This is a genomic window from Streptococcus suis (assembly GCF_002964045.1).
In the GTDB taxonomy this organism is placed as follows: Bacteria; Bacillota; Bacilli; order Lactobacillales; family Streptococcaceae; genus Streptococcus; species Streptococcus suis_U.
The window spans coordinates 12024-27161 of record NZ_POPB01000322.1; the positions used below are offsets into that span (position 1 = coordinate 12024).

Annotated in this window: 18 protein-coding genes; all 18 read right to left on the bottom strand. The window is 44.0% G+C overall.

Translation table 11 applies throughout. The features are described from left to right. Positions 1–3 precede the first annotated feature (3 nt). From hemB to C1E99_RS05995, 18 genes are read right to left on the bottom strand one after another with little or no spacing between them, the layout of a single operon-like run. The gene (hemB, locus tag C1E99_RS05910) at positions 4–978 is read right to left on the bottom strand and encodes a porphobilinogen synthase (RefSeq protein WP_105206935.1); all 975 of its coding nucleotides are present in this window, start codon (positions 976–978) and stop codon (positions 4–6) included. Beyond that, entirely contained in the window at positions 965–1687 is a 723-nt protein-coding gene (locus tag C1E99_RS05915; protein ID WP_105206936.1) for a uroporphyrinogen-III synthase, read from the bottom strand. The genes hemB and C1E99_RS05915 overlap by 14 nt, the downstream gene beginning before the upstream one ends. Further along, complete coding sequence (gene hemC / locus C1E99_RS05920; protein ID WP_105206937.1) at positions 1684–2592, bottom strand: hydroxymethylbilane synthase; 909 nt, start codon at positions 2590–2592, stop codon at positions 1684–1686. Before hemC ends, C1E99_RS05915 begins: the two co-directional genes overlap by 4 nt. Then, complete coding sequence (hemA, locus tag C1E99_RS05925) at positions 2579–3838, bottom strand: glutamyl-tRNA reductase (protein ID WP_105106650.1); 1260 nt, start codon at positions 3836–3838, stop codon at positions 2579–2581. Before hemA ends, hemC begins: the two co-directional genes overlap by 14 nt. A gap of 16 nt (positions 3839–3854) precedes the next feature. Beyond that, the gene (locus C1E99_RS05930) at positions 3855–4289 is read right to left on the bottom strand and encodes a precorrin-2 dehydrogenase/sirohydrochlorin ferrochelatase family protein (RefSeq protein ID WP_105206938.1); all 435 of its coding nucleotides are present in this window, start codon (positions 4287–4289) and stop codon (positions 3855–3857) included. A 2-nt stretch (positions 4290–4291) separates the two neighbouring features. Continuing rightward, on the bottom strand, positions 4292–4876 hold the full coding sequence (locus C1E99_RS05935; RefSeq protein WP_105206939.1) for a cob(I)yrinic acid a,c-diamide adenosyltransferase: 585 nt from the start codon (positions 4874–4876) through the stop codon (positions 4292–4294). Between the two features lie 20 nt (positions 4877–4896). Beyond that, positions 4897–6384, bottom strand: coding sequence for a cobyric acid synthase (locus tag C1E99_RS05940; protein ID WP_105206940.1), 1488 nt, complete (start codon positions 6382–6384; stop codon positions 4897–4899). Further along, complete coding sequence (locus tag C1E99_RS05945) at positions 6347–7186, bottom strand: energy-coupling factor ABC transporter ATP-binding protein (protein ID WP_105206941.1); 840 nt, start codon at positions 7184–7186, stop codon at positions 6347–6349. The genes C1E99_RS05940 and C1E99_RS05945 overlap by 38 nt, the downstream gene beginning before the upstream one ends. 9 nt (positions 7187–7195) lie before the next feature. Continuing rightward, the gene (gene cbiQ, locus C1E99_RS05950; protein ID WP_105206942.1) at positions 7196–7861 is read right to left on the bottom strand and encodes a cobalt ECF transporter T component CbiQ; all 666 of its coding nucleotides are present in this window, start codon (positions 7859–7861) and stop codon (positions 7196–7198) included. Then, positions 7848–8129 (bottom strand): energy-coupling factor ABC transporter substrate-binding protein, encoded by a 282-nt coding sequence (locus C1E99_RS05955; protein WP_105106644.1) that lies wholly within the window; start codon positions 8127–8129, stop codon positions 7848–7850. The genes cbiQ and C1E99_RS05955 overlap by 14 nt, the downstream gene beginning before the upstream one ends. Position 8130: 1 nt before the next feature. Next, positions 8131–8853, bottom strand: a complete 723-nt coding sequence (locus C1E99_RS05960; protein WP_105106643.1) for an energy-coupling factor ABC transporter permease — start codon at positions 8851–8853, stop codon at positions 8131–8133. 19 nt (positions 8854–8872) lie between these two features. Next, positions 8873–9568: a cobalt-factor II C(20)-methyltransferase gene (locus C1E99_RS05965; RefSeq protein ID WP_105106642.1), complete on the bottom strand. Its 696-nt coding sequence runs from the start codon at positions 9566–9568 to the stop codon at positions 8873–8875. A gap of 9 nt (positions 9569–9577) precedes the next feature. After that, positions 9578–10345, bottom strand: a complete 768-nt coding sequence (locus C1E99_RS05970; RefSeq protein WP_105206943.1) for a sirohydrochlorin cobaltochelatase — start codon at positions 10343–10345, stop codon at positions 9578–9580. Next, on the bottom strand, positions 10342–11796 hold the full coding sequence (cobA, locus tag C1E99_RS05975; protein ID WP_105206944.1) for a uroporphyrinogen-III C-methyltransferase: 1455 nt from the start codon (positions 11794–11796) through the stop codon (positions 10342–10344). The genes C1E99_RS05970 and cobA overlap by 4 nt, the downstream gene beginning before the upstream one ends. Before the next feature lie 27 nt (positions 11797–11823). Next, positions 11824–12582 carry a precorrin-6A reductase gene (gene cobK, locus C1E99_RS05980; protein ID WP_105206945.1) on the bottom strand — a complete coding sequence of 253 codons (759 nt, stop codon included), beginning with the start codon at positions 12580–12582 and terminating at the stop codon, positions 11824–11826. Next, positions 12579–13304, bottom strand: coding sequence for a precorrin-3B C(17)-methyltransferase (gene cobJ / locus C1E99_RS05985; RefSeq protein ID WP_105206946.1), 726 nt, complete (start codon positions 13302–13304; stop codon positions 12579–12581). The genes cobK and cobJ overlap by 4 nt, the downstream gene beginning before the upstream one ends. 20 nt (positions 13305–13324) lie before the next feature. Then, on the bottom strand, positions 13325–14386 hold the full coding sequence (locus C1E99_RS05990; protein WP_419580075.1) for a cobalt-precorrin 5A hydrolase: 1062 nt from the start codon (positions 14384–14386) through the stop codon (positions 13325–13327). Continuing rightward, positions 14361–15134 carry a cobalt-precorrin-4 methyltransferase gene (locus tag C1E99_RS05995; RefSeq protein WP_029997866.1) on the bottom strand — a complete coding sequence of 258 codons (774 nt, stop codon included), beginning with the start codon at positions 15132–15134 and terminating at the stop codon, positions 14361–14363. Before C1E99_RS05995 ends, C1E99_RS05990 begins: the two co-directional genes overlap by 26 nt. Positions 15135–15138 lie beyond the last annotated feature (4 nt).

Below are 15138 nucleotides of genomic sequence, written 5' to 3' on the forward strand. Positions count from 1 at the left end.
ATCTTATCCTTCCTCTTTCAAATAGCGGGCTACATCTTTTGCAAAGTAGGTGATGATCAAGTCTGCACCCGCACGTTTAAAGCCTGTCAAGGTTTCAAGGACAACTGCCTTCTCATCAATCCACCCATTTTGAGCTGCAGCCTTAACCATGGCATATTCTCCACTGACATTGTAGGCAACTAAGGGAAGCTTAGTTTGCTGCCTTAATTCTCGTAGAATGTCCAAGAAGGCTAGACCTGGCTTGACCATGAGGAAGTCAGCACCTTCTTTCTCATCGCTCTGGGCCTCTCTCAAGGCTTCTAAGCGATTGGCTGGATCCATTTGGTAGGTCTTCCGATTGCCAAACCTTGGAGCACTTTCGCCAGCGTCACGAAACGGTCCGTAAAAGCTAGAGGCAAACTTAATGGCATAAGACATAATGGGAATATCTTCAAAACCAGCTTGATCCAACCCTTGACGAATAACCTCAACATAGCCGTCCATGGCATTGGACGGAGCAATGATATCCGCACCAGCCCTTGCTTGACTTAGGGCAACTTCTACCAAGCGGGTCAAGGAAGCATCATTGTCCACCTCCTGACCTTTTAACACCCCACAATGTCCATGACTGGTAAATTCACACAAACAGGTATCTGCAATCACGACCAGTTGAGGGAAGTGCTTCTTAATCAAGCCAATCGCTTCTTGAACAATACCCGTTTCAGAAGACGCCTGGCTACCAATCTCATCTTTTTCCTTGGGAATACCAAAAAGTATGATACTCTTTAACCCTAATTTTTCTACTTCTGCTACTTCATCCACTAACTGATGCAAGGGGAATTGATAAACTCCTGGCATGGAAGCTACTTCCTGCTTGTCATCAAGACCTTCTTTCACAAAAATAGGATAAATCAAGTCTGTGGTCAGCAGTTGGGTCTCCCTGACTAGATCACGAATCCCTTCTGTCCTTCTCAGACGTCTGTGTCTAAAAAATACCATATCGTTTCTCCTTATCCATGATGGTTTCTAGCATGGCTGTGATAGAAGGCTTGTCTGGCATGAGGTCTACCTCATAACCAGATTCCATCACCGCTTGGGCTGTTGTTTTTCCAATGACTGCTATTTTATGGCTGGCAGGGAACTTTTTGACTACCTCTGTAAAACTGTGCCAAGCAGATGGACTGGCAAAGGTCCAAAGGACCCTATCCAATTCCAAATAGGGAGCAAGCTGAGCCTGACCTGCCTGATTGGCAACCGTATCATACATCTCCCAAGCCAGCACAGCATGCCCCTCCTGCCTCAAACCTTCTGCTATGATAGGATTGGCCAAGTGACTTTGCGGAAACAAAATCTTTTGCCTTTCTAAGCCAAGTACCAACCACTCCGCTACAAAATCTTTTCCATACTGGCTAGTCGACTCAAAAGCCACTGACCGTCCTGCTTCCCTTATGGAACGACTGGTCTGCTCACCAATACTGGCAATCTGTATAGAAGATGGAAGATGGGGCAGGAAGCACTCAAAGGCTGTTGCACTGGTGCAGAACAGCCAATCAGCCTTTTCCAACTCCTGTTTGACTTGTTGAGGCAGAGGATGGGCCTGAAAAGCTATTAGGGGAACAGTTGCTAGCTGAAAGCCTACATTCTCCAAAGCTGCTCGCAGGTCCAAATCTATGGCCCCATCTCTTGTTATTACAATCGTTGCTGTCATCTTGCTGGCTCAACCCCTAGCTGATTTAGTTTCTCCACGGCCTCCTTGGCCAACTTGAAGCCGTCATGACCAGATAGGCTGATGCGGTGGCAGTTCTTCTCACTATCTGCTAGCATGACCTCTAACTGATAGTCAGCTCCAACTTGTTTGGCCAAGGCAGCGATTGGGAAGGTGCAGTCAGCCCCCATTCCTCGTAAAAATTCCCGCTCAATGCCGGCGCAGACTGCAGTTTCAGGATGGTTTATGCTCGATAAGATGTCCAAGACCTGCTGGTCATCCGCCCGACATTCGATACCCAGAGCTGCCTGGGCAACGGCAGGAAGACAAATGGATTCATCCAAATATTCGATGTCCAAGTCAGCCTGGCTGGTCCAGCCAAGCCGATTGATCCCCGCAACAGCTAAGACAATGGCATCGTACTGGCCGGCACGGACCTTTTGGATACGGCTGTCGATATTTCCACGCAGGGACTTGTAGACCAAGTCAGGCCGAACAGCCTCAAGCTGAACTTGACGGCGAAGACTACTAGTCCCCACTACTGATCCAGCTGGCAAGCTAGCCAAGGTCATACCTGCTTCTCTGAAAATCAAACAGTCACGCACATCCTCACGCTCCGGACTGGCTCCAATGACACATCCCTCTGCTAGTAGCCCTGGAACATCTTTCAAGCTATGGACTGCTATATCAATCTCTTTTTCCACAAGTGCCTTTTCAATATCCTTGACAAAAACACCTTTTCCACCAATTTTTTGGAGACTGACATGGACTAGCTTGTCCCCTGTCGTTTTATAATGAACCAGTTCAAATGCAACATCTGGATGCAAGGCCTTAAGGGCATCTACAACCATATTGGTTTGAGTCAGTGCTAGTTGGCTTTGGCGGGTTCCCACTCTAATTACTGTCATGGTCTTCTCCTAGTCTATCTGCTTGTAAGCCAAACAGTTTACAAACCAAGGCAATGTCGTAGTCAGACCTTTCTCCAACAGACATTTCCTTGAGTTGTAAAATGGGCTCACGAATCAACTGATTGACAATTCCTTTCATGTGTTTGGAAATCTGTTTCTGTTCCCTCTCGGTCAAATCAGGTATCTTCCGATTGATGCTTTCTAAGGTTGTGGCATGAATTTGCAAGGCTTTCTCTCTCAGTTCACGGATGAGAGGCACAATTCCCAACTGAGCTTGCCACTCTTGGTATTTAACCAACTCCCCCTCTATTTCCAAAACAATCTGATCAGCAATCTCTCTCCGTTCTTCATTATAGACTTCCAGTTGATTGCTGAGATTCTCGATGGTGTAAAGGGTCATCTGCTCACTTGGGTGAATGGTCCTTGGCAGGCAAAGGTCAAAGGCAATGACACTTTCTTTCAACATAGGCGGAAAGAGAATGTAGCCTCCTACTTTTACAGCTGAGAAAATGACATCCGCATCCGCAACTGCCACTTCAAGCTGATCCCAGCCAAAAGCCCGGACACGTTTGTCTTGTAGAAAATACTGGGCTTTAGAAACTGTCCGATTGACCAAACGGATTTGATCAAAAGGCTTTTTCATCAAATACTTGGTCACCAGTTGGCCGATTTCACCCAGGCCGATAACCGCTACCCTTTTTCCAGAATAGTCAAAATCAGTCTGTTCCAACAGTTGCACTGCTGTTAAGCCTATGGAAATAGGCCGAGCATTGATGCGGTATTCGTCATGCATTCGTTTGGCAAAGGTCATGACCTGCTTAAAGACTTGATTTAAGATGACACCAGTCGTTCCTACTGTCTGAGCTCGGGCAAAGGCCCGTTTCAACTGACCTAGAATTTGAGTTTCCCCTAAAATCTTCGATTCCAGGCCAATAGACACTCTGAGCAAGTGTTCTAAGACCTGATTACCTTCTTTGAAGATTAGACAAGCTTCCACTTCCTCCGCTTCTAGCTGGAACCAGTTCAGTAAAAATCGTTTAGCGTAATAGCGTCCTGTATGGAGCTGGTCCACCACTAGATACAGCTCGGTTCGATTACAGGTCGATACAATGACCGTTTCAAAAATACTTTTCTCTTGGTTCAGTGCCTCTAAGGCCTGGTTCATTTCCTCGTCGGAAAAATGTGCCCTCTCCAGCAAACTAAATGGCGTATTTTGATGGGTCAATCCAACATATAATAGGTCCATAACATACTAACCTTTTTCATTCTAAGTCTTCTAATAGTGCTTCGATTTTCTGACGTATAGCTTTTGAATAGGCAGCTGAAGCACCATTTGTTGAAATCATGACAGAAAAATTTTTTCCCTTGGCCATTGCGACATTATAAAAATCAGAATGGTTCTTGTCACCAGTATTGTTGACCAACTGACTAGGACTGGCATCCGCCATTACCTGCAGATTGACACTGGCTTGGTCGGTACAGGCAAAGGCTAATCTCGCCCCCTCTAAATCACCTTTTTGATAAGGTCTAGCAAGCCAGGTCACCTTCGTCGCATCAATGCTTGAATGCAGGTCTGGGCTGACAACAGTCACCAAGGCTCCTTGGTCTAGCAGGCCCTTAATTTTCCGGGAAGCAACCTTTCCCCCACCTATTACAACTACTTTTTTTCCCTTTATGTTGATCATAACAGGGTACATGTTTATGCCTCCTTTTTCCGACTTCGAAAAATCTTAGAGCTGCGTTCATAGACAGTATCAGCAACTCCTAGTCTAAAATTAACCAATCGAGCTATGACAAAAAAGTAATCGGATAAGCGGTTGATATAGACCAGACCAACGGGATTCACCTTCTCTTCTATTTCCATCAAGGCCACCATCCGACGTTCCAAACGTCGAGTGAGCGTCCTTGCCATATGGAGAGAACTGGCAATCAAATGCCCACCTGGTATGATGAACTTCTCCAACTGCGGTGGTTGGTGCATATAGGCATCCATACGTTCTTCCAGCCAATTCACAGTAGCTTCTTCCTGCTTGTAGGGCCGCAATTCCCTTGGTGTAGCTAGGTCGCTGCCACAATCAAAAAGCTGTTGCTGGATTTGCTCACACTCTAGTCGAAGGTCGTCCAGTTCTGCGTATTCTCTCATCTCCGCAACAATTCTTCCAAGCAAGGAACACAGTTCATCCATAGTCCCGTAGGCTTCCACGCGCTCATGGGTCTTGGAAACTCGGTCACCACCATAGAGACGGGTCTTTCCACTATCTCCGTATCCTGTATAAATCCGCATACATTTTCCCTTCCTAACTGTCAAGCTAAGATATCATAGATAGCTGTCATATCTAGCGACTCTCTCAAAATAGCTGCCAACTTATCGTACTCTCTATCTTTCATGGTCTGAATGGTTTCTACTTGTTGGTCAAGAGCAGGCAAACCTTTTTTGATCCTCAGTTGATTGAGGTAGTCACGAGTCCAGGCCACATTGTCAAAAATACCATGTAGATAGGTCCCTTGAACCTGGCCTCCATGTCCAATGGCTCCATCCTGACGTTCCGTCACTTCTCCATTTTGCAAGACAATAGTTGAAAATGGTTGAACACCGTCAGCTAAACGTGTTTCCCCCATGTGAATTTCATAACCTTCTAAGCTGTAATCTCCCTGCTGAGCCTGAACTTGTGTGGTGCATTTGTTGGCTCGGAAAACGGTGGTCGTTTTCAGAAGGCCTAGCCCTGCTATCTTCTCAATGCTCGATTCCACCCCTAGAGGATCGGAGAGCTCTTGCCCCAGCAACTGATAGCCACCACAGATGCCAAAAATAGCACTTCCTTCTTGGAAACAACGATAAATTTCTTTATCCAAGCCTGACTCTGCCAAATAGACCATATCTTCAATGGTATTCTTGCTTCCTGGAAGAATCAAGAGGTCTGGGCTACCAAGCTCATCAGCAGGTCCAACATAGCGGACAGATACATCTGGATGCATTTCCAGACTATTAAAATCTGTAAAATTGGACATCCTGTTCAGGTTGATAATCGCTACATCTAAGTCTTTATCTGGATTGAATTTCCGACTTTTCTGTACAAGAGCCACGCTGTCTTCACTATCAATGTGGAGCTGGGCATAAGGGACTACACCCAAGACAGGAACCTTGGTCAACTCTTCAATCATATCAATTCCTGACTGAAGTAGGGCAACATCCCCTCGGAATTTATTGATAATCACTCCCTTGATCCGCTGGCGGTCCTCCTCTGGCATGAGCATGATTGTCCCATAAATCGAGGCAAAGACACCGCCCTTGTCAATATCTGCAACCAGGATAACCGGTGCATCAACCAGTCTCGCCATGCCCATATTGACAATATCCCTGTCGTTCAAGTTGATTTCAGCAGGACTACCTGCCCCTTCAAGAAGGATGACATCATTTTCAGCACAGAGTTCCTCGTAAACTTCCTTAATCTTAGGAAGCAGTTCCTGCTTAAATTCGTGATATTCAACAGCATCCATATCGGTCAAAACCTGACCCATGAAAACAACCTGGGATTTTCGGTCCGAAGTGGGTTTGAGGAGTACAGGATTCATGCGAACATCTGGTTCAATCTGAGCCGCCTCTGCTTGAAAGACCTGGGCCCGCCCCATCTCTTGACCTGTTTTGGTGATATAGGAATTCAGGGCCATATTCTGTGATTTAAAGGGTACAACCCGTAGGCCATCTTGCTTAAAAATACGACACAAGCCCGCTACGATAATACTCTTACCAGCATCAGATGCAGTTCCTTGAACCATCAATGATTTTGCCATAGTCTTTTCCTAACCTTTCAAAAAATACCTGTTCATTTTCTGCCAATGGAAGGCCCATTGCTAGATGTAGTTTTACTAGCCAAGGTAAAGATAGGCGCGCCTTCTCTAGTGTCTCCTTCTCTAAAAAGACACTGCCCACATCTCCTTCCAAGACCAATCTTCCCTTATCAAGTAGATAAACGTAGTCACAACAGTCATACATCAAATCCATATCGTGACTGGTCAAGATAATCTTAGTACCTTGCTTGGCCAACTTTTTCATCAAAAACATCATGTGATCTCGCCCACGCGGATCTAGTCCTGCAGTCGGCTCATCCAGAAGTAAGTACTTGGGTTGTAAGGCTAAGACACCTGCAATCGCAACCTTTTTCTTCTGCCCATAGCTCAGATAGTGAACAGGCCGATTTCGCAGATGTTCAATATGCATATCCTTTAAAGCCTTATCCACCCGCTCCCTGATTTCTTGCTCAGGATAGGAAAGATTGCGAAGGGCAAGAGCCACATCATCTTCCACGACTGAATAAAACAGTTGTTGTTCAGGGTCTTGAAAAACAATTCCGACCTCTTGGCGATAGGCATACAATGCTTTTTTAGAATAAACGATCGGTTTATCTTGGTAAAATACCCTCCCATTCTGGGGCTGATAAAGTCCCATGATGACCTTCATCAAGGTAGATTTACCAGAACCATTGGCTCCTAAGACACCGACGATTTGCCCCTTGTCAAAGTCCATACTCACATCTTCTAGGACCTTGCCAAAATCGAAATTATAGGTATAACTGATATTCTCCACACTCAGCATGATGACCTCCTAACGATCAAAGCGAAATTCTAACATATCATTGATCTGTCGATTTGCTCTCATCAATCTAGTAAATAATTGACTAGCTAATAAGCCCATGGTTTGATAGCTCTGTTTCATTGTTCCAAAACCAAATTTCAAATCAAGTGTATCCCGCATGACGAGAAACTCTTCCAAAAACATGAAGATAAAACGATACATAAAGACAATAACTTCCAATAATTCGTTTGGAATACGAAAACTTCTTAGCAAGTCAATTAACTGTCTAAATGGTACAGTAAGAACAAAAAAGTAGGTAGACATCAAACAAGCATAACTTCTCGCAAACACCTCAAGGGTTTGCACTAGACTGGCCTGGCTGATGACTGCATAGCCCTTCCATAGAGGCAAGGTGAGAAGGACATCCTGCGATGGAGATGCTTGAAAACTCACGGCCATGGTTACTAAACTGATAAGAACAAAAGGAAGGGTTAACAATAGCCATTTTGCATAGGTTTTCCAATGTAACTTTGCTACATAACAAGTCGCTGGAAATAAGGCTACTATAATAGCCCATTGTAGGCTAGGAATTCCTGTAAAAGAAATTCCTAGCAACAATAGGTAGATCCCTAATTTTACTTTGGGAGATAGCCCGACCAGTCTGTTCTGGTAGGCATATTGATCAATGATTAACATATTTCTTTCCCTTATGATAACCGATGACATAGGTAATAATTCCGACACCAATACTACCTTGTAGCGTGAAGAGAAGACTTTCAATTTCACCACTAGCTGGTTCGTAAATAGAAGCAAACCAAGGCTCATAATCTGGATTAACCTCTGTAATGGCTACTTCAGCTCCTCCATCCGAACCACCAAATTCAGCATCTTTAGGTGCTAGGAAAAAGGCAGCAACAGCAATCAAGACACAGGTCAATAACAAGAAAATATTTTGCTTTTTCATCTTAGAATACCCCTACTTCTTCTTTTTTAGCATTGGCTACAACCAAGTTATACAGTACCACTGACAAAAGACCTTCAATAATTGCAATTGGGATTTGTGTAACCATGAATACACCCATAAATTTCACTGCCGCACCAACGACACCCGCTTGAGCATCTGGGAAGGCCAATGATAATTGTAGTGAAGTAGTTAGATAGGTTGCCAAATCAGCTACAAAGGCACAGAGGAAAATGGCCACGCGCTGATTGACTTTCATTGACAGAGCTAATTTATAGACAAAGTAACCAACAAATGGTCCAACAACTGCCATTGAAAATCCATTTGCTCCCAGAGTTGTCAAACCACCGTGAGCCAAGAAAAGAGCTTGGAAAAGCAAACAAATTGTTCCTAAAACCACCATGACACTTGGACCAAACATAGCTGTACCAAAGCCGACACCAGTTGGATGAGATGTTGAACCTGTTACAGATGGAATTTTCAGGGCTGACAGAATAAAGACAAAGGCTCCAGATAGGGCCAAGCCAACCTTGTTTTCAGGGTTTTTCTGAACCGATTTTTTTAGTTGAAATAATCCATAAAGGAAGAAGGGTGCAAAGATAGCAAACCAAAGCAAGGCATGAGCAGGAGGTAAATAACCTTCCATAATGTGCATGGCTGCTACTGGCGTAGCTGTAACTAGGGTCAGCAAAGCAACAAGTGCTAAAAGATTCAATAACTTTTTCATGTTATTCTCCTTTAATTTTTTAATGTTTTTTGACTAACATAGTTGAGAAATATGATAATGTTTCATCCTGAGAAAGATTGGCAATGCCACGACGGATTTCTTGTTGTTCTGTGCTAGAACGGCTAACAAGAATCGTTTTTTCAAGCAGATCAAACTGTTTTAACAAGGGAAGCACTTCAGCAAGATGATTGGCCACCTTCATGATAACAACCGTTTCATGTGTTGCTAATACAGCCTCTAAGTGTTGAACACCTGCAGTCGCTGGAACAACTGCAAAGGATTCCTCATCCATGACCAAGGGCAAGCCTACTTCTGCAGCGATACTGTTATAAGAAGTGATTCCAGGTATGGTCTTGGTTTCGATACGGTTTCCGATAATATCTAATAGATAACTATAGGTACTGAAAACCATGGGATCACCGAGAGTGATAAAGCCAACATTCTTACCTGCTCGAACATCTTCAACAATTTCCTCAGCGATTTCTAGCCACTGACCTTCTTTATGCGACTTATCCCTTACCATTGGAAAATGCCGTTGCTTGATGGTCAAGTCTTCACTAACATAGGGACTTGCAATTTCTAGTGCTAAACTTTTGGTGCCTTTCTTGGCTTCGGGAGTATAAAGAATATCAAGCTCTCCTAGGATACGACTGGCTTTTACTGTAACTAACTCACTATCACCAGGTCCAATACCGATTCCATAAAATCTCGCCATAAGCTACTCCTATTCAATAATTTTACTAAGGTGTTGAATATATCTATCCCGAATAGCTGCATATTCTCCTAAACCAATTAAGTGAGGTATCACTTCATAGCCGCGTTGGCTAAAGTAGGTATTCCACGAATCTTCATCATCTGACACCATATCATTGGTCGCATGTTCTCCTGCCACAAGCATGAATGGTGCTAAATGCACTTCTTTGATTCCCTTAGATTTTAATTTCTCCTCAATCTGCTCAACAGGTGGATAGCTTTCGACGCAGCCCAGATATACCTGGCTTCCTTCCAGCATATGGTCTAAGGCAGCGTAAGCAACAAATGCATTGTGTTGACTTCCATGTCCCATTAAAACAGTAGCTGCCTGTTCACCAAAATGGCCATATTGGTCAATCAGTACTTGCTTGACTTGCTGATAGTCGTCCTCACTGTGGAGCAAGGGCTGACCAACTTTTATGATGTCAAAATAGGTTTGGAATTCTTTTGATTGATTCAAGATTTTTTCAAATTCAGATCCAGCAATAATGTGTAATGGCTGAATGTAAACTTCTCGAATACCCTCATCCTTCATTTGTTCCAGAGCTTGTTTAACAGTTGGAATATCCAGTCCCTCATTTTCCTTTATGCGTTTTAAAACAACTGTGGAAGTAAAGGCTTGATAAACAGCATACTGAGGGAAGGCCTCCTTGATTGCCTGTTCACAGGCACCAATCGTTTTTTGTCTAGTTTCTGGATGAGTTGTTCCAAAACTCACCAATAAAATAGCTTTTGTCATTGGTTCTCCTTTATCAGAATGTCACGACACTTGTCTCGTATCGCCAAAATAGTCGGCTTGTCCGTTTCAACAATATTTGAAAAGCCTGCTTCCACCAGCTTATCACGTGTTGTTTCTCCCATAACGATAATTGGCAGTTCCTGAAGGTCTAGTCCTGTTTCCTCCACGAGAGTCACAAAATTAGCCGCAGCAACTGAATTTGGCAAGCAAACACAATCAAGATTCGTCCAATCTTGAGGACTTAATTCCTTATCAAATGCAAGACTATGGGTGACTAGCACAGGGAAGTCATATAAGCTTCTTAAATCTGCTAGCTTGTGTTCTGGAGCCACTAAATACCAAGATTCCTCAGTCTTTTCTAGTAAATCCTTAATGACCGGATCCTTACTTTGTATCCCTTTTGCCACCAATAAAATCCCTGCTTCTTCCAGTGTCTTAGCAGTATGGTGACCAATGGCTGCAAATTGAACATGGGATAGACTTCGTAAATCAATCCCTTCTTCTCGTAATTGAGCTAAGAACAGATCCCAACTCTGCCTATCAGAAAATACCATTCCATCAACTTGTGACCAATCTGGTAATTCAAAGGCCAGCTTGTTAACCCGTGTACGACTTGGAAATTTAACCAGGGTCGCTCCATCATCTTTTAAGTAGGTTGGTAACTTCCCTGTCGCAGAATCCTGTAAGAAGATTCGCTTGCCATGCAAGGGAAGATGTTCATAGAAATTTAATTCTTTCCTGAACGAAACCACATCACCTACTACGATGATAGACGGAGCTTTCATATTCTCTTGCAGGGCTAAGTCTTCAATGGTAGCTAAGGTTCCGTCTATCGAACGCTGGTTTGGATGGGTAGCCCATTCTACAATAGCAACGGGAGTGTCCTTGGAAAAACCATTGTTGATAAGTTCTTGTGTAATAACCGAAAGATTTTTCATCCCCATTAAGAAGACTAGGGTACCTTTGAGCTGACTAATAGCTGCCCAATTCAGACTTTCCATTTCATCCTGCAAATGACCTGTAAAGACATGGAAGCTGGTCGCCTTATCCCTAAAAGTCATTGGGATGCCTGCATAAGTAGCTCCAGCAATAGCGGATGTGACTCCTGGGACAATCTCAAAAGGAATTCCAGCCTCTACCAAGGCTTGTGCTTCCTCACCACCTCGCCCAAAGATATAGGGATCTCCACTTTTCAGTCGGACAACACGTTTATTTTCCCTAGCCTTCTCAATGAGAATACGCTCAATTTCTTCCTGGCGAATGCACGGCATTCCTGGTTTTTTTCCAACGTCAATCAACTGACACTTGTCTGATAGATAGGAAAACAAGTCCTGATTAACTAGACGGTCATAAACCAGAACATCTGCTTCACGCAATCTTCTAGCCCCCTTGACCGTTATCAGTTCAACATCACCAGGTCCCGCACCCAGCAAGCTTACAAATCCTGTCATTCTAACTCCTTTCATTGCAAAACTATGTTATTTTTGAACTATTTTTATGTAGTCTTTTAATTCTTCTATGGACGATACCTTCTTAGGATAGTTCACCTTAGGCCTTGCGATGATAATGCAATCAACACCTAGCTCCTGACAGCCTGTGATTTTTTCACGAATACCGCCAACACTGCCACTTTCTTTGGAAACAAAGGCTTGAGCCTTGGACCGTAAAATCAGTTCCTTGTTGCACTCCTTGGAAAAGGGTGCCTTAATAGCATCAATCTGATCCGCGACCATGCCCAATCGCTCACAAGCCAGCAAAACCTCAGAAGTTGGAAGAACACGAGCTACAATTCGTACATCAGGCAAGCCCTTAACAAAGAGGGGCAAGGTCTTACTTCCTGTTCCCAAATAAACAGTAGAGTAGCCTTTTTCTTTTATCAGAGAAATAGCTTCTTCTGTAGAGTTTACCACTAGGGCTCCCGTCAAATTCCCCGTTTCCTTCCGCTCATACCGCAGGTAAGAAATGCCAGCAAGCTCTGCTGCTCTCATCGCCTCCTTGGAAACCAAATCTGCAAAAGGGTGGGTAGCATCAATGATTTCATCGACTTGGTGTTCTTGGACAAAACTGACCATATCCTCTGCTGTCAATCGGCCCTGAATGACAGGTTGACCGAATTTGGATGCCAGATGTTTCCCATAGTCTGTCACCACCGATGTTGTTACCTCGATACCCAGATCATTTAGCAGAGCCAAAATCTCTGTGCTATCTGAGGTTCCTCCCAAGAGTAATTTCATCATAGAGTGTATCCTCTAGGAGTGACCATTCGACCATTTTTAATATAGGTTTCTTTGTTTCCAACGATAACAATGGTCGTCATATCAACTAAGGACTCATCCAAGTCTTTAATGGTTGTTAAGATATACTCCTCTTTCTTTCGACCAATATCCTTACCGATGCCGACAATGGTTTCTGGTGATTTATACTCTGCAATGATGGAAAGGGCTTTGGACAGGTGGTCTGGCCGACCCTTGCTACGTGGATTGTATAGACAAATCACAAAATCACCCTGAGCAGCTGCGTGGAGTCGTTTTTCAATGACTGGCATAGGAGTCATCAAATCACTCAGACTGATATGACAAAAGTCATTCATCAAGGGAGCCCCCATGATTGCTGCAGCCCCCAAGCTAGCTGTAATACCTGGAATCACCTTGACTTCCAAGTCAGAATCATCACCAATCAGCTCTAAAATCAAGCCAGCCATGCCGTAAACGCCTGCATCACCACTCGACACCACGCCGACATTCTTACCTGTTTCCAGAGCCAAATCAATCGCTTTTTGGCAGCGTTCAATTTCTTTCCGCATACCTGTCGCCACTAATTCCTTACCTTCCACTAGGTGCAAAATCAAACGCATATAGGTCGAATAACCAACAATAATCTCACAATCCTCGATAGCCTTGAGGGCTTCTCCAGACATTAATTCCTCTTTCCCAGGACCTAAGCCAATCACATAGAGCATAGCATTCTCCTTTATATCTATTAGTTTATAGGGACTTTACCTAAAGCAAAGGTACACCCATCTTTTGCAAATCGATTTGTTAGAACCTGGCCCTTGCTGGCAAGATCTGCACTAGCAAGTGCCACACTTCCTACTCCAACTGTTTTTTTCACAAAATCCGAACAAGGATACTTGTCAGCAACCTTCTCTAAGTCCTCCTTGCTATATACATCAAAGGGACAGGATAGGCTTTCTGCCAAGTCCAAAATTGCCTGTTCATCCTTCTTGACATCAATACTGACAATCCTCGCAATTTCGGTTTGCTCAATTCCTTGTTCCTGACAAAATAGTTGAAAATTTTGATGAAAAATCTCAGAAGAAACATTTTTTCGTGCCCCAACTCCAAGTACATAGGGCTTGGGATAAATGACCGCAAGATGTTCGCGCTTGCTGGTCATTTCCTTCGTCTGTAAGAGGATAAGGGGGGCATCTCCAGCTAGGACTTCATCCACTTGATTGGCTTCAAGAAGGCTTAAGCCCCGCACATCTTCTATCCAAGGTTTTTCTTGATAAAAATAGACCTTTTCACGATTGGCCAACAAACCATTGAAAACCTTGACCAAGGGACGTAGGTCAGCTCGCCATCCATTGACGGATTTGGCAAGGGTATCTAAGGCAACAACATTTTGGACATCGGTCGCCGTTGTAATGACTGGATTAGCTTCCAGAAGAGTAGCGATTTCCCTAGTCACTTCATTTGCACCACCCAGGTGGCCACTTAAGAGACTAATAACATTTGTCGCCTTTTCATCTAGAACAATGACGGCTGGGTCTGCCGCCTTGTCCTGAACAACAGGGGCAATAGCACGAACAACAATTCCCGTCGCCATAATACAGACCAGAACGTCCACTTGTTGAAAGAGCTCTGCTATTGCCTGAGTAGGACGCTTATCAAAAGCTGTCACCTGGTTATCTGCCAATTTAGGCAGGCTATAGATATGACAGGGTCGTGCCCACTTGCTTTTCAACCTTAGAGCCGTTTCTTTGCCAGTTTCTGTCAGGGCGACAAGGGCAACCTTACTGGGCATGGCTACTTTTCCCATGGCGATACTCGTGTTCAAATTCTTCATGGTAGAGTTTTGAATAATAAAATTCCTGTCCTAGAAAATCACCAACCAGAATCAGAGCTGTCTTACTGATATCCGCTTCTTTGACCTTCTCTGCAATGGTTTCAAGTGTGCCGAAAACCTTTTTCTCCTCTGGCCAAGTTGCCTTATAGATGACCGCAACAGGTGTAGTGGTCGGATAGCCACCTTGAACCAATTCTTCCACCACTTTTTCAATGCCTTGAATCGACAGGAAAATAGCCATTGAAGTACGGTGTTGGGCATAGCTTCGTAAGGATTCGCGTTCTGGAACAGGCGTACGGCCAGCCATGCGGGTAATGATGACACTTTGGGAAACTTCAGGCACTGTGTATTCTGTTCCAATACTAGAAGCCGCTCCTAAGAAGGAACTGACACCTGGGGTACAATCAAATGCAATACCTCGCTTCTTCATCTCCTCAATCTGTTCACGGATAGAGCCGTAGATGGAGAAATCACCTGTCTGTAATCGAACAACCTCCTTACCCGCTTTGACACCTGCTTCCATGACATCAATAATTTCCAACAAATGCATTCCAGCACTGTCATAAATTTCTGCACCTTCCTTGCAGTATTCCAATAGGGCTGGATTGACCAAGGAACCTGCATAAATCACAACATCCGCCTGAGATAACTGCTTATAACCCTTCAAGGTAATCAGTTCCACATCACCAGGACCTGCACCAACAAAATGTACTTTCGACATTCTC